The organism is Salinirubellus litoreus, from assembly GCF_037335815.1.
Lineage (GTDB): Archaea > Halobacteriota > Halobacteria > Halobacteriales > Haloarculaceae > Salinirubellus > Salinirubellus litoreus.
Map to the genome: position 1 here is coordinate 1,371,784 of NZ_CP147841.1, position 21,163 is coordinate 1,392,946.

Annotated in this window: 10 protein-coding genes and 1 pseudogene; 7 read left to right on the forward strand and 4 right to left on the reverse strand. The window is 68.2% G+C overall.

Features of this window, described 5'->3' with window-relative positions:
- The first annotated feature begins 538 nt into the window (after positions 1–538).
- Positions 539–2,224 carry a thiamine pyrophosphate-binding protein gene (locus WDJ58_RS06695; protein ID WP_338916875.1) on the forward strand — a complete coding sequence of 562 codons (1,686 nt, stop codon included), beginning with the start codon at positions 539–541 and terminating at the stop codon, positions 2,222–2,224.
- A 185-nt stretch (positions 2,225–2,409) separates the two neighbouring features.
- Here the strand turns inward: WDJ58_RS06695 and WDJ58_RS06700 are convergent, their stop codons facing one another.
- Complete coding sequence (locus WDJ58_RS06700; RefSeq protein WP_338916876.1) at positions 2,410–2,718, reverse strand: cupin domain-containing protein; 309 nt, start codon at positions 2,716–2,718, stop codon at positions 2,410–2,412.
- A 166-nt stretch (positions 2,719–2,884) separates the two neighbouring features.
- The gene (locus WDJ58_RS06705) at positions 2,885–4,738 is read right to left on the reverse strand and encodes a CocE/NonD family hydrolase (protein WP_338916877.1); all 1,854 of its coding nucleotides are present in this window, start codon (positions 4,736–4,738) and stop codon (positions 2,885–2,887) included.
- 431 nt (positions 4,739–5,169) lie between these two features.
- On the opposite strand from WDJ58_RS06705, the gene WDJ58_RS06710 reads away from it, so the two are divergent.
- From WDJ58_RS06710 to WDJ58_RS06730, 5 genes are all read left to right on the forward strand, one after another.
- Entirely contained in the window at positions 5,170–6,399 is a 1,230-nt protein-coding gene (locus WDJ58_RS06710) for an MFS transporter (RefSeq protein ID WP_338916878.1), read from the forward strand.
- Between the two features lie 647 nt (positions 6,400–7,046).
- Positions 7,047–8,819: a hypothetical protein gene (locus WDJ58_RS06715; protein WP_338916879.1), complete on the forward strand. Its 1,773-nt coding sequence runs from the start codon at positions 7,047–7,049 to the stop codon at positions 8,817–8,819.
- Between the two features lie 1,083 nt (positions 8,820–9,902).
- Complete coding sequence (locus tag WDJ58_RS06720; protein WP_338916880.1) at positions 9,903–13,934, forward strand: Ig-like domain-containing protein; 4,032 nt, start codon at positions 9,903–9,905, stop codon at positions 13,932–13,934.
- Positions 13,935–14,361: 427 nt separating this feature from the next.
- Positions 14,362–16,272, forward strand: a complete 1,911-nt coding sequence (locus WDJ58_RS06725; RefSeq protein WP_338916881.1) for a PKD domain-containing protein — start codon at positions 14,362–14,364, stop codon at positions 16,270–16,272.
- Between the two features lie 30 nt (positions 16,273–16,302).
- Positions 16,303–18,006, forward strand: coding sequence for a hypothetical protein (locus WDJ58_RS06730; RefSeq protein ID WP_338916882.1), 1,704 nt, complete (start codon positions 16,303–16,305; stop codon positions 18,004–18,006).
- Positions 18,007–18,130: 124 nt separating this feature from the next.
- Here the strand turns inward: WDJ58_RS06730 and gfo6 are convergent, their stop codons facing one another.
- On the reverse strand, positions 18,131–19,207 hold the full coding sequence (gene gfo6 / locus WDJ58_RS06735) for a D-xylose 1-dehydrogenase Gfo6 (protein WP_338916884.1): 1,077 nt from the start codon (positions 19,205–19,207) through the stop codon (positions 18,131–18,133).
- 113 nt (positions 19,208–19,320) lie between these two features.
- Positions 19,321–20,166, reverse strand: a pseudogene (locus WDJ58_RS06740) (SMP-30/gluconolactonase/LRE family protein); the annotation flags it as partial.
- Positions 20,167–20,363: 197 nt separating this feature from the next.
- Here WDJ58_RS06740 and WDJ58_RS06745 point away from each other — a divergent pair.
- A complete protein-coding gene (locus tag WDJ58_RS06745; protein WP_338916885.1) occupies positions 20,364–20,903 on the forward strand; it encodes a universal stress protein in 540 nt (179 codons plus the stop codon).
- Positions 20,904–21,163: the final 260 nt, after the last annotated feature.

Genomic DNA, 21,163 nt, shown 5'->3' on the forward strand with positions numbered 1-21,163 from the left:
CATTCGACTCCCATCTGTTGTTTTTGCCAGCAGGGAGTCAACGTCGCTTCAACGGACTCGGAGTTACCTTTGGGCTTGCTCGACCAACAGGCACGAGGCGAACGTTTCTGCGTTCGTGTGCACCGTGTTGGCGTTTCGGATATTGTCTCATTAGTGGCGGGTAGACCGCCTCCGAAGGTCGTTCGGAATCGCTCCGTTCCGACCTGACCGTGCTCACTGCTACGAAGGAACAAGACTTGAAACTACGGATTGGAAACTCAGAACAGCCATCGAACGTGGTTCGTGTAGTGTATTGTCGGATTCATCCTGACCCCGAAGGGTCAGGTATTCTCCTTGCTCTCTATAACACACCACCCTCCGTCCGGGGCGGCGGGACGGCACGAAACGGATACCGACACCGCGAGACCACCCCATCCGGTGTCGGCACGCCCCGACCGGTCGGATACGGTGATCGGCACTGGATGCGGATCGAGCGCCGCCGAGTGACGCCCCGTAACGCGAACCGTTATCCTCCCCGAGCGAGTCGTCGGCGAGTGATATGGGAGAGACCGGAGCGGACCTGTTCCTCGCGGCGCTCGAACGGTACGGCGTGACCACGTTCTTCGGCAACCCGGGGACGACGGAGCTCCCCGTCGTCGACGCGCTGTCCGGGACCGACATCGAGTACGTCCTCGGCCTCCACGAGGACGTCGCGGTCGGGATGGCCGCCGGCTACGCCTCGACCCACCGCCAGCACGCCGACGCCGGACGGGACGTCCTCCCGCTCGGCGTCGTCAACCTCCACGTCGCCCCCGGGCTGGCCCACGGGCTCGGGAACCTCTACGGCGCGCGGTTCGCCGGGGCTCCCCTGCTCGTCACCGCGGGGAACTACGGGACGGACTTCCAGCACGAGGAGCCGATCCTCCACGGCGACCTCGAGTCGATGGCCCGCCAGTTCACGAAGTGGAGCGCCGAGGTGAAACACGTCGACGCGCTCCCGACGATGGTCCGCCGCGCGGTCCGCGTGGCCCTGACGCCCCCGACCGGTCCCGTCTTCCTCGGGCTTCCGGTCGACGTGATGACCGCCGAGACGGATCGGGAGCCGGAGCGATTGGGTGCCATCCCGAACGCGGGCGGCGGCGACCCCGAACAGGTCGAGGCGGCCGCCGCCGCCGTCGCCGGGGCCGACGAACCGGTGTTCGTCCTCGGGGACGCCGTCGCCCGGTCCGGGACCGACGCCGTCGAGAGCGCCACCCGGCTCGCCGAGGTGAGCGGCGCGCGGGTCCACGGCGAGTACATCACCAGCGAGGTGAACATGCCGACGGGTCACGAGCAGTGGGTCTCCAGCCTCTCCGGAAACGCGGACGCCGTCGCGGACCTGCTCGGGGGTGCCGACGTGCTCCTGCTCGCGGGCCGCTCGACGGACACGGACGCGTTCAAGCACGCGACGGATCGGCTCCCCCACGAGGCCACGCTGATACACGTGAGCGACGACGCCTGGCAGGTGGGAAAGAACGAACCCGCCGACGTCGCGGTGGTCGGCGACCCGGGGCTCGTCCTCGGGTCGATGGCCGACCGCGTGGGCGAGCGGGTCGACGACGCCGAGCGGGAGCGACGGCTCGAACGGGTGCGGGAGGTCGCCCGACGCGTCGGGGCGACGGGCGGGGACGCACGCGAACCCGACGACGGGCCGGCCACGAAGACACAGCTCGCCCGCGCGCTCCGCGAGGCGACGGACGACTCGCTGATCGTCAACGAGGGCGTCACCAGCGGGGCCGCCGTGCGCCGGGAGGTCCCGTTCGAAGCGAACGGCTACCTCTCGAACAAGAGCGGCGGGCTGGGCTACGGCCTGCCGGCGGCGGTCGGGGCGGCCATCGCGGAGACCGAGGCGCGGGGGGAGGACGGCCGCGACGTGATCGGCTTCGTCGGCGACGGCTCGTACCTCTACTACCCCCAGACCCTCTACAGCGCCGCCCGTTACGGCGTCGACCTGACCGTCGTCGTCGCGAACAACCGGAACTACCGCATCCTGAAGGACAACACGCTCCGACTGCTCGGCGGCGAGGAGGACGACTACGAGTTCACCGGGATGGACTTCGATCCGGCGGTCGACTTCGTCCACAACGCGGAGAGCCACGGCGCGACCGGCCGTCGTGTGGACTCGCCGACGGGGATCGCGGCGACCGTCCGCGACGCCATCGCCGAGGCGGGCCCCGTCGTCGTCGACGTACCGATCCGGGACTAACCAGTTCCTCGACGTCCCCGTCGGGTTCGCCCGGTTCGCAGCCACGGATACTCCCTGCCGTGCGGGCGTCACCGCCGAGTGCGACCGCCGGCCGGTCGACGCCCCGGGTCGGGGGACCGTCACCCGATCGGTCCGAGTCCTCCTCCACGGGCTCGATACGGAGGCTGGGGTTCCCGACCTGACACTCAGTACTCGGGTGGGGCGTAGACGTTGAACGTCTCGAGGGGCACGTCCCCGTCACCGGTGATCTCGTGGGTCTCGCCGGCCTCGACGAGGACGAGCGTCCCGTCCTGGAGGTCGTACGACTCGCCCTCGACGGTCGCCGTTCCCGTGCCGGAGACGACGTACAGCCACTGGTCGCTCTCGGCGTGGGCGTTCTCGGGTCCGCCCGTCGACTGGCCGGGCGCGAGGGTCATCGTCGCCGCCTGCGAGCGATCGGTCCCTCCCAGGACGTCGAAGAACCCGTCCGCGTCGGTCGTGTCGAACCGTTGCATGATCGCGCGGTGGGCGGCGAGGGACTAAAGTACCGTTCGTGTGCCTCCGGTACACACCGATTCGATCCGGGTGCAGCCTTCCAGCGAGCCGTCTCGCGGCCTCGCCCTCCACGGGTACGGGAGCCGGAGAGCGAGCGGACGCCGGGGCCGATCGGCACCGGCCCCGCTACTTCTCGATCGGTCCGTCGAGGACCCGGCGCTCCAGCGTTTCGACTGGAACCACCGGTAGTTCGACCGACGAGGGGTGAGCGGCGTCGTGGTAGACCGTCTGGTCGGCACTGTTCGTCCCGGTGCCGTCGAGTCCCTCGCCGGTGTTGGGGTTCCGGTCGTACCGCGGGAAGTTGCTGCTGGCAACGTCGATCCGGATCCGGTGGCCCGCCTCGAACAGCCGCGCGGTCGGCCAGACGGCGATCTTCCAGGCGTACACCCCATCGGGTTCCAGCAGGTCGACCTCCGTGTACGTCTCCCGGCTCCTCGGGTCCGCTTCGACGTCGCCGACCCGTCCCCGGCGCGCGCCCTCGGCCACCCAGGTTCCCCCGGGGCGCTCCGGCGGGTCGACGTCCGAGAGGACGACCACGAAGTCGGTGTCGACCGCGGAGGTCGAGGCGTACAGCGTGACGGTGATCGGACCCACCAGGGCCACCGGCTCCTCGAGGGGGTCGGTCTGGTAGACGAGGATGTCGTCGCGATCCCGGTAGGCCGTCGCGCGGTCGGCGACGCCGCCGTCCCAGTGGGTGTTGTACCCGCCGACCGTGACCACGGGGTCGCGCGGGTCGTAGGTGTACTCGTCGGGGGGCTCCTCGCCGGGGGTCGCCGTCGTCAACCGGCCGGCGTACCCCGGCGACTCGGCGCTGACCGCGTCCACCCCGGCGTCGCCATCGCTGTGGAGGTAGTACTCGCGGAACTCGGTCCCCGGGAGCGGGAACGCCGGCGAGCCGACCCACTCGTCCAGCCCGGGGACGTACAGACGAACTCGCGTCGGTTCGCCGTCCGGCCCGGTCGCCCGGTCGCCGTCCCCGTCGCGCAGGTGCCGGTCGAACCACGTCGCCAGGAGATCGACGCGCTCGTACGTCGAGTTCTCGGGGAACTCGTGGATGTGGCCGACCATCTGACCCTGCCCCCGGAGGGTGTTGTCGCCGTGGGTGTGCGGCCCCACGACGAGTTCCGTCGCGTCTCGGGCCCCGCTCGTGGCCGCCTCCTCCCGCAGTCCGGTGAAGTTCCGTACTGTCCCCTGGGCGAAGATGTCGTACCAGCCGCCGAAGTTGAGGACCGGTACGTCGACCGTGCCGTAGTGGCGGGTGTGGTCCTGTCGTTCCCAGAACTCGTCGTAGGTCTCGTGTCCGTGCCAGTTGGCGAGCCAGTCGTATCCGACCGCCTCGAACGGTTCGTAGGGGGCTACGGGCAGATCCCAGTAGAGCTGTGGCATCGCCTCCTGGGCTCGGTCGAGGGGCGAGACCTCCTCGGCGCGGTCGGGATGCTCGCGGTCGAAGCGCTCGACGGCGAACTGGTTCAGATAGTCGACGTTGTGTGAGAGCAGCGCCGCGCCGCCGGCGTACGCGCCCTGGCCGTAGTAGCTGGCGAGCGCGAAGCCCGGTGCCATCGCCTCCAGGGAGGGCGGGAGTTCCTCGCCGTGGGCGAGCGCCCACTGGGTCCCCCCCGCGTAGGAGATGCCGAACGTCCCGACGCGGCCGTTCGACCAGGGCTGGGCCGCGGCCCACTCGACGGTGTCGTATCCGTCGGCCTCCTCGGCGAATCCCTCGCTCCGGTAGGGGTAGAACGTCCCCTCCGAGGCGAACGTGCCCCGGACGTCCTGCACCACGACCGCGAACCCCCGGCGGGCGAGCGCGACCGGTATCTCCGTGTTCTCCCCCTTGTCGTACGGCGTCCGTTTGACCAGTGTCGGGAGTCCCCCCTCTCCGGTGTCGGTCCCGCTCCGGTCGGGCCGGTAGACGTCGGCGGCGAGGACCGTCCCGTCGCGCATCTCGACCGACGCGTCCTCGAGACGGTGTACGTCGTCCATGAGTTCCGGACGCTACAGGGAGCGGGGCGAAAAACGTAGTGGGGACTGGCGGACGAACACCGGCTTCCGGACCGTCCGAGGTTACGATTCGCCAGGTTCGAAACGCGACCGACAGTATCCGGACCAACAGCGGGAGGCTCGTCGTCTCGCGTAGCGCGTCGGCGGGCCGGATCGGGGTCGTCGAGCCGGTCTCGGTCCCGATGTGCCGGTGCCGGGGGACGCGCCCGGTTCTCTGCCCGTCGGCACGCACCGTTCTGGGCGCGGGGGGTACGACACCCCGATACTCGCGATGCCCCGGCACGTGACGGAAACCTGCCGACGGGGCTACTCCCCCGACCGGATACCCGACGAGCGCGTGGCTCTCCGCGCTCTCCGACGACAGTCGCGGAGAACGGTCGGGTTAAGACTCTCGGCCCGGATGGACGGCCCAGATGGGCGAGTCGTACCCCGAGCGGACGGTTCGGTGGCTGTTCGGCACCGAGGGCGTGGTGGCGCTCCGGCCGGAGATGGGGGTCGTCATGGCGATGACCGCGATCGGCGTCTCGGGTATCTTCGTGGTGAGCCCGATCGTCACGCAGCTCTCCGGGCCGTTCGGCGTCCCCGAGGAGAGGGTCGGTCAGCTCATCACCGCCTTCGTCGCCCCCTCCGTCCTGCTGGTGCCGGTGATGGGCGCGCTCGCCGACCGGATCGGCCGGCGGGCCGTCATCGTGGGCGGGCTGGTCGTCATCGGTGTCGCGGGCCCGGCGGTCGGACTGACGTCCTCGTTCACCGTCGCGCTCGGGTTGCGCGCGATACAGGGGATCGGCTACGCGGCCGTCATCCCGATCGGGGCCGTCCTGATCGGCGACCTCTACGAGGGGAGTCGGGAGGCGACGGCACAGGGGCTCCGCGTCGCAAGCATCCAGACGACGAACCTCGTCTCGCCGCCGCTCGCGGGCGTGCTCGTGCTCGCGTCCTGGCGGTTCCCCTTCTTCCTCTACGCGCTCGCGCTTGTCGTCGCGGTCGTGGCGTGGCGGACGCTACCACCGGCCGAGCATGGAGTGAGCGACGGGCTGGGACAGTACGCCCGGGATCTCCTCGCACTCGTCTCGGAGCCCGTGCTCGCGATGGTGATGCTCTCCTTCATGATCCGATTCCTGCTCACCTTCTCCTTTTTCGCGTACGTCTCGGTCCTGCTCTCGCGGACGATCGACGCCTCGGCCGTCCTCACGGGCGTGATCGTCTCGCTGTTCGCGCTCGTCTCGCTCGTCAGCGCGGCCCAGGCCGGACGACTCGCCGAGGCCTGGGACATGCTCCTCGTGACGCTCGTCGGGGTCCTCCTCTCGGGGATCGGGATGGTCGTCATGGGGCTGTTCCCGACGGTCCCGGCGATCGTCGCCGGCGTCGTCCTGGGTGGGGTCGGTGCGGGGATCGCCGGTCCGCTCCAGAAGAGTCTCGTGACCCAGCTCGCGCCCGCCTCGCTCCGCGCTGGGGCCCTCTCCTCGGCGGTGATCTTCCAGAGTATCGGCTCGACCGGCGGCCCGCTCCTCATGGGGATCGCACTGGGCACTCTCACCGTCACCACCACGTTCGTCGTCTTCGGCCTCGGCGGTGCCGTCGCCGGCCTCGTCGTTCTGGGTGTGGCGTACGTGAAGGCCGCTCCCGGCGAGTACGGTCGGTGAACGAACGGGCTTCCCGACCCTCGAATCCGCCGCGTATCGCTCGGTTGGCATCGAGTAATGACAGAAACGCGTATATTACCGATACCGGATCAGGACTCTGGAGTCGAATCGCGAACCAGATTGTAGAGCCCGATGGAACGCTTCTGTGCCTCGAGAAACCGGTTTAAAGACTTAGGTTCTTTGTTTCTTGACGTATCGTCTTAACCCATCGATCTGGGGGGTACGAGAATTGTGAAGAATTTATATGAGTTCACCCGAAGGTATAACTAGGTCGATTGGGGGGTGGGAACCCAAACCGACCAGGAGCCGTGGGGATGAGTCCGAAGTGGGGATACCAGAGCGGTCGGGGTGGGACGACGTCGGGGTGGGGCAACCTCCCCTGCGACGAAGCCGAGAGCCATCACTCTCGATACGTCACGTTCGACTCCGAACGACGAACGCCGGCGGGACGCTCCCTTCTTCCCGCCGGGGGAGGACGCCGCCGTGGCATCCACGGCGTCGCCTCGTCCGACCGGTACCCTCCCGAGCGACGCGCCGCCCGGCAGTCCACACGGCGTCGGGGGCACGTCCGCGTCGCGCTCGCGGTCCACTCCTCGGCTCCACGGACGTATCGAAGACGATCGAACGGACGGAACACACGATAACGGATGATAGACACGAAACACACGGCACGAGCCCAGCAGACGGTCGTCGCGGCCGTCGCGGTCGGGTTCGTGCTCACAGCGATCGTCGGCGTCCTCGCGATGGGTGCCGGCGGTATGACGAGCGGTATCGTACCCGGCGTCGATAGCTTCGGCGCTGGCGACACGACGATGGCGGAGAACGACGGTAGCGCCGCTGCTGCGAGCGCGGACGCGGGCGAATCGGCCACCGCACCGTCGACCGAGGCCCCGTCCACGGAATCGCCGCCGACCGAGACAGCAACCACGGACGTGCCGGACACGGAAGCCTCGCCGACCGAGACGCCGTCGACGGAGACCCCGGAGACGGAGGCGACTCCGACCGAAACACCGGCCGCGGGGTCAACGTCGGCCGACGCGCCGGCGACCGAGGCCCCGGAGACGACGCTGCACTTCGATTCGGACAGTGAGCGGGTCAAGTCCGGGCGGACGGCGACCTACGACGTCGTCGTCGCCAGCGCGCACGACGGCGTCGGTGGTGCCGAGATGGCGATCGTCGTCGGGGACACGGACGTCGCCACGATCACCGAGGTGCGTGTCATGGGATCGGTCGAGCAGGACGTCAACATCAGCGAGAACGGCTCGCGGGCGGACCTCAACTACACCGGCGGGGACACCTACGACAGCGGGTCGTTCTCGATCGTCGAGGTGACCGTCGAGGGCCAGTCGAACGGGGAGACCGATCTCTCGATCGCGCCCGCCGCGGGCAACGAGGAGGTGCTCCTCTTCGACGAGCACGGAGCCGGCTACAACGTGACCGGCACCGTCGGTATGTCCCTGACCGTCGGACCGGGCGGCGGGTCGGCCTCCGAGTCGACGTCCGAGATGGCTCTGGAAAGCTCGGTAGCGGTGCAGCCGGCCGAGCAGTCCGTCGAAGCAGGTGAGACGACGACGTACGAGGTGGTGCTGGAGAACGCGAACGGCGGGGTCGGGGCGTACGGGCTGACGGTGTCGCTCGACGACGCCAGCGTCGGGACCATCACCGGGGTCGACCTCGGTGGGGATCCGCCGTCGTCGTTCAGTGACGTCTCGATCAGCTCGGACGGCTCCTCGGCCGAGATCGACGCGGTCGCAGCAGACACGGCCGACTCCGGGCCGGTGACCGTCGCGACGGTCACGGTCGAGGGGGTGGCAGCCGGGACGACCGGCCTCTCGGTCGACGTCAGTTCGGTCGGGACCGAGAGCGGGTTCGACTACGCTATTACCAGCGTCAGCGGGGCCAACCTCACGGTCGGGACGTCCGACACGTCGCCACCGGACTCGACGGACGACCCGGCGGCGTTCCAGATCGACCTCGTCGAGGGTGAACCGATCCAGCAGCTGGATCCCGAGACGGGCGAGACCTACCACAAGCAGGACCGGTTCATCGTGGCGTTGCAGATCACCGAAGAGGAGAACCAGTCGGGGGGTCCCGGCTCGCCGATGACCCGGACCTACCAGGCCGACGGCTGTGAAGTGACCTACAGCTGGCTGAGCTTCGACAACACCACTGGGGAGTCCCAGGTCGCCGTCTCGGTCTCCGATGCTGGCGGTTGCGAGGGGGTCACCCTCTCGTACGTCGGCTACGAGTTCCCCGACGGCACGACCAGCTGGGACGCCGAGCACGCCGACGAGCAGGAGCTCAAAGACTCGATGACGGTTACCCTCCAGCCCGACGAGGAGGCGGTCCTGACCGTCGACGTCTCCCCCGAGGAGCCGACCGCCGCCTCGATCAGCGCGCCGGCCGGGATCGGGCTCTGACTGCGCCGGAGCCCCCGGCGTTCCTTTTGCGATCCGCTAGTTCGTCGCGTCCCCGATCCCGGTAGCCGACGCGACGGGCCGACTTCCCTCTTCTCGTCTCTCTTCGTCGAAGACGATGGCTCGAGACACCACACCTCCACACCCATCCCGGGAGACGGTGGGTGCCCGATGCGATCCCCGAGAACGAGGCGTTCCCGGGGGTGAGCGATCAGGTGGCGGTACGTGACGGCTACTGCTGGAAGGTACGACGCCGTGCATACGGAGGAACTCCCGCGACGGGTCGCCGACGGGAGCGCGACGTACCGCCCGAGGAGGTAACCTACGAGCAGCGCAAGCGGATGCACACCGCGTTGTACCGGAACTACCTGCTCAGCTATAGTAGGGTTTGGTACCGATGACACACGTTGGACGGGGACGCTCCTCCCCGTCCGTGAGTAAAGACTTCCAAACGCTACTATAGGGACGTGGAGTTCGTCGATGGCGCGAGCTCAAGGCGACACACTCAGCAACAGGACGGCACCTCCGGTTCTTGTCCCGATCGCGGCCCGACGGACGAGGCGGCGTGGCCAGGCCGAGATCGGACTCACACTCGAGGAACCCTCGCTGGCGGTCCTCTCGTGGCTGGACCGCTATTGACTCTGCTCTCGGATCTGTTCGACACGGGTCCCTGGGGGTCGTGACCGTCGTGAGTACTTTCGCGTTTACGACCCGCGGTTCGGACTCGCTGGCCGAGGCTGTCGGTCGGGCCTACCGTCCCAGTCCTTCGACCCGGCCGGGCGATCGATAGAGCCCAATCACCCGGTCTTCCCCGACCGCCGGATCGATCACGAGAATATATCAGAAAATTTTTTCGCGTGGTGGGTATATAATGACAATCGGCACCAGTCAGCGGGTTTCGGACGATCGTTATTGTATCATTAAGATTACTTAACCGGGTGTTAGGGGCCCGGTAGCATCCGTATATAGACGTTGGATCTCCCCCGATGAGTGGACAGGATGGGGGGACCACCATCGAGGTGTAAGCTGAGATGTATCGATCACCGACTCGGCGCGACAGTCGTCGCACTGCTGGTAGTGACGTCCATGATCGCCGGGCCGGCCGCGTTCGTGGGCGAGGCGTCGGCCGCATCGGGCGATGTGGCGTCGGCCGCGGACGTACAGACGAACGACGCCAGCTCGATGACGGCCGACCTCGCCCAGGAGGACACCAGTACGGCCGATCCGGACTTCCGCAAGAGCACGCTCCAGGGGTTCAGCGCGACCAACCCGACGGCACTTGAGTGGGGGCCCGACGATCGCCTGTACGTCTCGACGCAGCGTGGCACGCTCTACGCGCTCGACGTCGAGCGCACGGGCGAGAACAGCTATCAGGTGACCAACGAGGTCCGGATAGACGCGATCAAGGACATCCCGAACCACGACGACAACGGGGACTACAACCCCGGCGAGACTAACCGGCAGATAACCGGTCTCACTGCCGGCGGGACCGCGTCGAACCCCGTCGTCTACGTCTCGTCGAGCGACCCGTCCATCGGTATCGGGCAGGACGACGACGACACCGACACGAACTCCGGGACAGTCTCCCGGCTGACGATGTCGCCCGGGAGCGACGGGACGCTCCAGGCCAGCGAGGTCCAGCACGAGGTGCTGGTCTTCGGGCTGCCGCGCTCGGAGGAGAACCACGCGCCAAACGGGCTCGACCTCTCGGCGAACGGTGACACGCTCTACCTCGCGGTGGGCGGTCACACCAACAAGGGGGCGCCCTCGGACAAATTCGGTCACACGCCCGAGTTCGCGCTCTCCGCGGCAATCCTCAAGATCGACCTCGCACAGATCGAGAACAACTACCAGACGAAGAATCTTCAGAACTACGACCCGCAGGGGAGTACGCAGTCGTACCCCGACCTCGACTTCCACTACGCGATTCCGACGATCCAGAACGACGACGCTACGGACGGCGACGACCTGCCGTTCGGCGGGAACGACGGGATCAACCAGGCGAAGCTCGTCGAGGGCGGGCCGGTACAGATCTACTCGGCCGGATACCGCAACGCGTACGACCTGGTGCTCGCCGAGAGCGGTAAGCTCTACCTCAGCGATCACGGGCCGAACGGCGGCTGGGGTGGCCAGCCGGCCGATGCGAGCGGCAACATCGTCTCCGACGCCTCGTCGGTGACGAACCACCCGAACGAGGACGGGGGCTTCCAGAAGCCGGACGAGTTCATTCAGGTGGACGAGGGTGCGTACGGCGGGCACGCGGCACCGATTCGGGCGAACCCCACCGGTGCGGACATCTACGACGCGAACGGGAACGTCGTTCTCGACATCACGTCGTCGAACTCCCCCGTTCCGCAGAGCATGGTGAACCCGGCCGAGGCCGACTACATTCCGCCGACGAGCGGCTCGCCCGACCCGGGAGCGCCCGCGGGCAGCGCCAACACGATGGAGACCACGGGCGGACAGAAGGTCCTCTTCGACCCGACGGGCGGCACCGATGAGTACACCGCGTCGAACTTCGGCGGGGCGATGCAGGGCGACATCCTGCAGGTCGAACTCAATGGTGACGTCGAGCGTGTCGAGCTGAGCGCGGACGGCGAGACGGCCACGAACGTCGAGACGATCTTCAACACCGGCGGCCCGCTCGGGATCGCCACCATCGGCGACGACGGGGCGTTCCCGGGGACCGTGTGGACGGCGAACCGCGGTCCGGGCGACGTCACGGTATTCGAACCCGTCGACTACGACGGGGCCAGCGGCGGTGGCGACTGCGCCGGAACGGACGACGCCTCGCTCGATGAGGACGGTGACGGCTACGACAACGCCGACGAGATCGACGCGGGTACGGACCCGTGCTCCGCGGCCTCGACGCCCGCCGACTTCGACGACGACGGTACGTCGAACCTGAACGATCCCGACGACGACAACGACGGCCTCGACGACACCGAGGACCCGTTCGCGGTCGACGCGGACAACGGCGTCGACACGACGCTGCCCGTCCAGTACGACCTCTCGGAGCTGAGCCTGTTCGGCGAGAGCGGCCAGGGCTGGACGGGGCTGATGACGAACGGGCAGGACGACTACCAGGATCTCTACGACCCGACGAAGATGACGGTCGGCGGTGCGGCGGAGGTCCTGACGGTCGAGAGCGTGCCGACGGGCGACGCGATAAACGACGATCAGCAGTACGCGTTCCAGTTCGGCGTGGACGCGCCCGACGAGCCGTTCACGGTCTCAACGACCGTCAGCGGCTACCCCTCCGACCCCGCGAACTATCACGGGCTCGGGGTGTACGTCGGCAACGGCGACCAGGACAACTACGCGAAGCTGGTCGTCTCCGCCAACGGCGGCACCGGCGGTCTCGAGTTCGCCAAGGAGACCGGGGGTTCGTTCTCGTCGATGGCACGGCTGGACGATAGCACGGTCAAGGGACCGTCGACGAGTACGGATCTCTACCTGACGGTCGATCCGACGACCGATCCGAACCCGAACAACGGGCAGGACGAGGTCGAGGTCACGGCGGAGTACGCGGTCGATGGGGGTCAGCGGACCGAGGTCGCAACGGGAGCGATCCCGGCGTCCTGGCTGGACAGTTCGGACGGCACCGGCCTCGCGGTCGGCGTCATCTCGACGTCCTACGAGGCGGGCTCGCCCTTCGCCGCGACGTGGTCCGACATCTCGGTCGAGCGGGTCTCGGACGATACGGGCGACATGACCGTCGCGGAGGCGGTCGCGAGTCAGAACGCGCCCGCGGACGAGATCGACCGGTCCGAGATCCAGACCGCGATCAACTGGTGGGCGACCGACGCCGAGGTGCCCGGCACCGCCGGCGAGACGATCTCCCGATCGGAGCTCCAGTCGCTGATCAACGCCTGGGCGACCGACGCCACCGTCGGCGACGGCGGCGGTAACCAGGCCCCGTCGATCCAGGCCATATCCGACCGGACGGTCACCGAGGGCGACTCCACCCAGGTCTCGGTCAGTGCTTCCGACGCGGATGGCGACTCGCTGACCCTGTCGAAGACGAGCGGTCCCTCGTTCGTCACGCTGACCGACGACGGTGACGGATCCGGGGCGCTCGACATCGCCCCGGGGTCGGGCGACGCGGGCACGTACACGGTGGAGGTGACGGCCGACGACGGTAACGGTGGGACGGCCACCGAGTCGTTCCAGCTCACCGTCGAGGAGACGACGACCGGGACGGGGAGCGCCGAGATCACGGTCAACGCGAACAGCGACAACATCGACGTCAGCACCTACGGTCAGGGCTCGTTCGAGATAACGAACACCGGCGACCAGCCGATCACGTCGGTCACGTTCGACGTCAGCGAGAGTCTCGTGCCCGACGCGGTGTTCGATCCGGACGGGAAGGCCGGCGACGAGACCGCGAAGCCGCTCAGCATCGACAGCGAGTCCGGTGACGGCGTCGGCGTGGTCAGCACGGCCGACGACGACGTGTTCAGCCAGCCCCACAACGGCCAGGACGACACCGAGGGCTACGACCGGATGACCATCGAGTTCGACGACTTCGAGCCGGGTGAGTCGGTCAGCTTCTCGATCGACCTCGACCCGACCACGATCAAGGGCGTCTCCGGCGCCGGCGGTGCCGGATCGATCTCGGGGCTCGAACTCACCGCAAGCGACGTGTCGGTGGGCTACGCCGACGGGGCGACCCAGCAGACCGACCTGTTCGGTGACGGCAGCGACGGCGGTGCACAGGCGACCGTCGATTCGGACGTGGAACCCGCGCCGACGCTCGGCGTCGAGGGGGTCACGCTCCAGTCGACGGACTTCCCGGCCCACGAGGCCGCGGCCGTCGGCAGCCAGCAGCAGACGCTCACGCTGAGCGGGGCCGCGGGCACGACGGTTCGGCTGATCGAGATCGAGGGTAGCCTCCCGCCGTCGGACGGGTACGACCTCGACGAGTTCGAGGCCGACAGCGCCGAGTCCGTGAGCTACCGGACGGTCACGCTCGACTCGAACGGCCAGGCCACCGTCCAGGTGAGCCTCTCGGAGTCGAATCCGAACTACTTCGTCGCCGTCGGCGAGGCGAGCGACGGCGACACCGGTCGGACGTCGGGGACGGTCATCCTGGAGTACGACTCGGGTTCGAACTGACGCGATCGAAAGAGAACACGATCATGACATCACGCGAATGCGAATCGAGCGGTTCGGGTCGGGGGGACGCCAGCGGTGCGTCCGCTCGCGATCGGCTCGCCGTCGGCCCGGATCGCGGCAGCCCCGCGATCGCCGTGGTCCGTAGCGGCCGGTCGGACGGGCCACGGACTCTCGTTAGCACTGCCGATGACGGCACGACCGGGTCTCCGCAGGGGGGTACAGGTCGATCGACGACTCGCTCGAGGACAGTGCTCGCGGCAACGACCGCCCACGCGGGGGTCCCACGCCACGTGGGGTCACGCGTGACGGCAGGAGTGGCGGAGTGCAGTGGTGCGGGAAGCAGCGGTTCGGACGGAACCGAGAAGCGATCAACCGATCAATGACAGACAGAGAACGAAACAGAGGTAGAACGTACGGCGGACGGATCGTGGCATCGCTCCTCGCGGTGCTGATGGTCACGTCCGTCTTCGGAGCGGTGGGGACGGTCGCGGCCGCCCCTGGGGTATCGGTCTCGCACGGGACGAGTCAGACGACGGTCCAGCCGGGTGAGACGGTCACGATCACGGCGACGTTCGAGCAGACGGAGGCGAACTCGCCGGCGATGGAACCGTCCCTCCCGGAGGGCTGGACGATCACCGCCACGTCGCCCGGGATCGCCTGGTCGTACTTCGAACAGCAGGGGACGTTCCTCGGTAACCTGGTCCTGTCCGACTCGGAGGGGGTCACCGAGACGTACACGCACTCGTACACGGTGAAGGTCCCCGACGATGCGTCGCCGGGTGAGTACACCATCAGCTCCGAGGGTTCGGTCATCGACCCGCCCACGGGCAACCAGCTCGTCGACACCGCCTCGACGACGGTCACCGTCGGTGCGCCCGGATCGCAGACGACGAGCGCGTCGGTCGCGATCAACGCTGACAACACCAACATCGACGCGTCGACCTACGGCAGCGGGTCCTACGAGGTCACCAACACGGGCGACACGAACATCGGGACGCTGACGCTGGATCTGAGCGAGACGATGCTGCCGGACATGGTGTTCGACCCGTACAACACCGCGGGTGACGACGTCGGCAAGGAGTTCACCCTCGACAGCGGGGACGTCACCGTCCAGAACGTCGAGTACACGAACTTCCACAACGGCCAGAACAACGACGCTGGCTACGACACGATGGTCGTCACGCTCTCCGGATTCGAGCCCGGCGAGACGATGTCGTTCTCGGTCGACAACGACCCGACGTCCATCAGCACGACCGATCTCGGCATGCAGGCCGCGGGCCCGGTCTCCGGGCTCGAACTCACCGGTGGAACGGTCTCGGTCGACTCGGGTAGCGGCCCGGTCGAGGCGACGATCGTCGGGGACGGTAGCGACGCCGGCGCGACGGCGACGGTGATGGAGGATACCGACGAGTCGACGCCGTCGTTGAGCGTTGACGGCGTCACGCTCTCGGACGTCGGCCTCTCGGACCGGCACTCCGCCGCGACGGTCAGCAGCGCCGACCGGACCCTCACCATCAGCGGCGCACCCGCGAACGCGGAGGTGACGCTCCTGCGCGTGGAGGGGGAGCTGAATCTCAACGACGTCCCCACGGGCTACGACATCGAGGAGTACGAGGCCAACAAGGCCGTCCAGGTCGAGTACTACACGGCGACGACCGACTCGAACGGCGAGGCGACCGTCGACGTGACGCTCACCGACAGCGGCACGGTCGAGGAGAGCGGGCTGAACTACTTCACCGCCTGGGTGGAGGAGCCCGACGGCGACACGGGTCCGATCTCGGACTACGTGGTCCTCGAGCTGGCCGCGAACGCGCCGCCGACGGCCAACGCCGGCGGGGACCAGACGGTCGACGAGGGCACGACGGTCGGACTGGACGCCTCCGGGTCGAATGATCCGGACGGGTCGATCGAGAGCTACAGCTGGACGCAGACGGACGGCCCGTCGGTGGACCTCATGGGGGCGGACTCCCAGGTCCCGACGTTCGACGCGCCGGACGTCTCCAGTGACCGGACGCTGACGTTCGAGCTCGAGGTGACCGACGACGACGGCGCGACCGCGACCGACACGGTCGACGTGACCGTCCGGGACACCGGCGACGCCGGTCCCGGTCCGATCGGTGACTTCCAGAACGCGCCGACGGATCCGGACGGTGACGGCCTCTACGAGGACGTCAACGGCAACGGGGAGGTCACCCTGACCGACGTCCAGGCGCTCTTCGTCAACCGCGAGTCGACGGTCGTCCAGGAGAACGAAGAGGCGTTCGACTTCAACGACAACGGCGAGTTCAACATCGTCGACGTCCAGCGGCTCTTCGTCACGATCAGTGAAAGCAACTAGAACAATCGATAACACGGAAACAACGACAAAATGTACAAGGATATCATACGCGGACTGACCTCCGCGAAGGGTGGGGCTGCAGCAGTAACGATCCTGATGCTGGTCGCAAGCGTCGTGGCTCCGGCAGCCATGGCCGCGCCCAGCACCGGAATTACCGTCCAGACAGCGGACGATTCGATCGACGTGGGTGAGACGACGACGTTCGAGGTGGTGCTGGAGAACGCGAACGGCGGGGTCGGGGCGTACGGGCTGACGGTGTCGCTCGACGACGCCAGCGTGGGAACGATCACTGATGTCGGCCTCGGTGGGGCTCCGCCGTCGTCGTTCAGCGACGTCTCGATCAGCGCCGACGGTTCCTCGGCCGAGATCGACGCGGTCGGGGCGGACACGGCCGACTCCGGGCCGGTGACCGTCGTCACCGTCACGGTCGAGGGGGCGGCGGCCGGTCAGACTGACCTCTCGGTCGACGTCAGTTCGGTCGGGACCGAGGGCGGAGTCGACTACGCCATAACTGGCGTCAGCGGGGCCAGCCTCACGGTCGGCGATGGCGTCTCGACGCCGGAGCCGGACCCGGCCACGCCGACGCCGGAGCCAGCGACGCCGACGCCGGAGCCGGACCCGGCCACGCCGACGCCCGAGCCAGCGACGCCGACGCCGGAGCCGGACCCGGCCACGCCGACGCCTGACCCGGCCACGCCGACGCCGGAGCCAGCGACGCCGACGCCGGAGCCGGACCCGGCCACGCCGACGCCGGAGCCGGACCCGGCCACGCCGACGCCCGAACCGGCCCCGGAGACGACGCTGCACCTCGGCCCGAGCAGCGACACCGTCAAGCAGGGCAAGACCACGACCTACGACGTCGTCGTCGATAGCGCGGACGGTGGCGTCGGCGGTGCCGAGATGGCGATCGTCGTCGGGGACACGGACGTCGCCACGATCACCGAGGTGCGGATCATGGGTGCGGACGAAGAGGAGGTCGACATCAGCGAGGACGGCTCGCGGGCGGATCTCACCTACACGGGCGGGGACACCTACGACAGCGGGTCGTTCTCGATCGTCGAGGTGACCGTCGAGGGTCAGTCCAACGGCGAGACCGACCTCTCGATCGCGCCCGCCGCGGGTAACGGGGAGGTGCACCTCCTCAACGAGGAGGGAACCGGCTACGACGTGACCGGCACGACCGGTGCCACCGTCTCGGTCCACTCGGGTGGTGGGGACGATGCGGAGCCGACGCCTGAGCCGACGCCCGAGCCGCCGGCTGACGGCCCGGACGCGTTCCAGATCGACCTCGTCGAGGGTGAACCGATCCAGCAGCTCGACCCGGACGCGGGCGAGACCTACCACAAGCAGGACCGGTTCATCGTGGCGCTGCAGATCACCGAAGAGGAGCGTCAGGGCGGTGGGGCCGGCTCGCCGATGACCCGGACCTACCAGGCCGACGGCTGTGAAGTGACCTACAGCTGGCTGAGCTTCGACAACACCACCGGCGTTTCGGAGGTCGCCGTCTCGGTCTCCGATGCCGGCGATTGCGAGGGGATCACCCTCTCGTACGTCGGCTACGAGTTCCCCGACGGCACGACCAGCTGGGACGCCGAGCACGCCGACGAGCAGGAGCTCAAGGACTCGATGACGGTCACCCTCCAGCCCGGCGAGGAGGCGGTCCTGACCGTCGACGTCACCCCCGAGGAGCCGACCGCCGCCTCGATCAGCGCGCCGGCCGGAATCGGGCTCTGATTACCGGTTGAACCACGGGATCCGACGCCAACCGAGCGGGTGACCGCCGGCCGGATCCCTCGCGATCGGCCTTTTTATTCGAATCTACGCCGCCGAGCGGACGCTTCCGGGTTCCCGTGAGTCGCTACTCTCGCAGACGGACGCTCGCGTCCCTCTCGCCGGCCCGGTGGATCGCCCGGACGATGCGCATGTCCGTCAGCCCGTGGTTCCCGTCCGGGTGGATCTCCGCCCCGGTGAGCACGCGGTCGGCGAAGTAGTCGAACTCCTCGCGCATCTCCTCCTCGGCACCGAAGGCGTCGTGTTCGATCGACACCGAGCGGTCGTCGCGGGCGAGGTGGAGCGAACACTCCCCGTGGAACGCCGGTCTGAGCTCGATCCGTCCCTCCGTCCCCGTGAGCTGTAGTCGCGTGTCCTCGTACCCGTTCTGGCTCGCCGTCGAGACCATGTGGACGTCGTCCTCGAGGGCGAGGAGGAACGACGACCGCTCGTCGGGCACGTCGTCGAACGGTTCGCCGACCGAGGACAGCCGGGACTGGACGGCGATCGGGTCCCGCCGCAGGAGAAAGCGGGTCGTGTTGATCGAGTAGATCCCGAGGTCCATGACCGACGTCCCGTACCCCGTCAGATCCGGGTCGAGCCGCCACTGGTCCTCGTTCGGGATCATCTCGAGGAGCGGCTGTGAGTTGTTGCCGTACACCGACACCGGCTCGCCGAGGAACCCGCTCTCGACGAGTTCGCGCGCACGGCGCACGGCGGGATCCGTCTGCATTCGATAGGCGACCATGAGCGGGACGCCCGCCGACTCGCAGGCTTCGACCATCCGCTCGGCCCGCTCGACGGTCGCCTCCATCGGCTTCTCGCAGATGACCGGCTTGCCGAGCTCGGCCGCGCTCTCGACGAACTCCAGGTGGGTGGCGTTCGGCGTCCCCACGTAGACGGCGTCGTAGGCCCCCTCGTGGTCGCCGTCGTGGAACCCGTCGTAGTCCGTGCCGTGCTCGACGCCGTGTTCCGAGGCGATCCGCTCCGCCTTCGCGGCCGACCCGCTCACGAGGACCGTCGTCTCGCCCAGATCCGAGCCCTCGATCGCGGGGAGCGCCACGTCGGTCGTCCACCACCCGAGCCCCACCAGGGCGTACCGGACCGTCCCCTCGCCCGTCGTCTGCCAGTCCCGCGCCTCGTAGGAGTCGAGCCACTCGTGCATCGATCGGAACGAGGCTCCACGCCGTCAAAAACCATCGTGGCGCGGACTCCTCGTCCGTGACCGTGACCCCCGTCGAGCGGACGGCCCGATCCGGGCCGTAGTGCACGGTTCCTCGCGTTCCTCACCGGGAACTCGATCGTCCGCTGGACCGAGCCCTCGGGGTCGTGTCGGACGAGCGCGCCGTGGTCCCACAGCGCCGACCAGACCGCCCCGTCGGCGTCGACGGTCAGCCCGTCGTACATACCCGGTCCCGAACGCACGCCGAACACCTCGCGGTCGGCGAGGGTCCCGGTCGAGGCGTCGTAGCGGAACTCGTGGATCGTGTTCGTGTTCGACTCCGTGAGGTAGAACCCCTCCCGATCGGGGGTGAACCCCATCCCGTTGGCCAGCTCGACGCGCTCTACCACTTCGGTGATCGACCCATCGGTGTCGAGCCGGTAGAGCCGCCCCGCCGTGGGGTCGTCGTCGTCCATCGTCCCGCAGAAGACCCGTCCGCGCGGGTCAGCGACGACGTCGTTGAACCGCATCCCTGCCTCCCGGGGGATGCCGTCGACCACGGTGGTGAGGTTCCCGTCGTCCCAGCGAGCCACCCGTCCCTCCTCCATGAACAGCAGGAGCGAGCTGTCCGTCTGGATGGTGAACGCGCCGACGACCTCCCCCTCGTAGAAGCGCTCGGTCCCGTCGGACCTGGGGTCGTACCGATACATCCTTCCTTCGACGTTGTCGACCCAGTACAGCCGTCCGTCGTCGGGGTGCCACAGCGGTCCCTCGCCGACGGTACACCGCTGTTCTGTGACTGCCTCGAAAATGAACACTTCTTCGACACCCGGCGGAATCAGTGCATCCCGTCCGGACGTCCCCCGTTCGCCTCGGCTGCCCCTGGCCGGAGTTCCGGTCTCGGTGTCGAGGAACTGGGGGGGCTCACCGGCATCGATGGGCACCGGCGGACGGGGCGACACTGCGAGATGAACCGGCGGTTCTGGCTGGAAATGGTGACAATAGTTATCCGTCTCGGTTACCGAATTCTAGTCGAAATGGCTGACGACGCGGAACGAAACGCGGATACCGCGCTCCGGTGTCGACCGGTCGGTGGCGGAGGCTCCCGGGCGGTCGAGACGTCGAACGTGCCCCGATCCACCCCGGGAGGTAGAGAGGCTTGACCGGGTCGGTAGCGAACGAGGAGCCCCTCCTCGGTGGGCAGGGGGTCTCCTCCGACTACCGCAGTACCGAGGACAGTCTCGAGACCATCCTCCTTCCCGTCGGGTTCTCGAACGAGGATCGGACCCGGGCCCTCGCCGACGCCGCGGCCCAGATCGCCGGCCCGATGTGCTCGACCGTCCACGTACTGCACGTCTTCACGACCCGGGGCTTCGAGCGGATCGTCGAGCAGCTGGGGTACGACCCCGCCTCGCCGCCCGAGCCCGACGAGGTCGTAACCCGGATACTTGCCGTCCGCGAGACGGCCCGGGAGCTCACCGATCCGTTCCGTAACTACGGGGTGACCGTGAAGATCGAGGGGCGGGTCGCCGACGCCGTGGGCAGCGAGATCGCCGCCGTCGCCGACGAGATCGGCGCGTCACGCATCCTGGTCGGCGGCAGGCGGCGGTCCCCGACCGGAAAGGCCCTGTTCGGGAGCACGTCACAGCAGGTCATGAGCGAGGCTCCCTGTCCGGTGACGTTCGTCCCCGATCCCTGACGCCGGACGTTCGGTCGGATCGATCCCGCTCTCTCCTCCTCGCCGATCCCACAAGCGATCTCCCGACGACCGAAGCGCCATCCGTCATCGACGAACGCCGACCGCGGTCGCCTCGATCGATGGGAGTCCGGTTCGGACGAAGCGGCCGTCAGATCCGCGGGATCAGACGTTTCTGATGTGACCACGGTATGGGTTCGGAGAATATCTATCCAAAACTGAATAGTCGGCCGGATGATCGTTGGTGGCTCGGCACGTTCCCG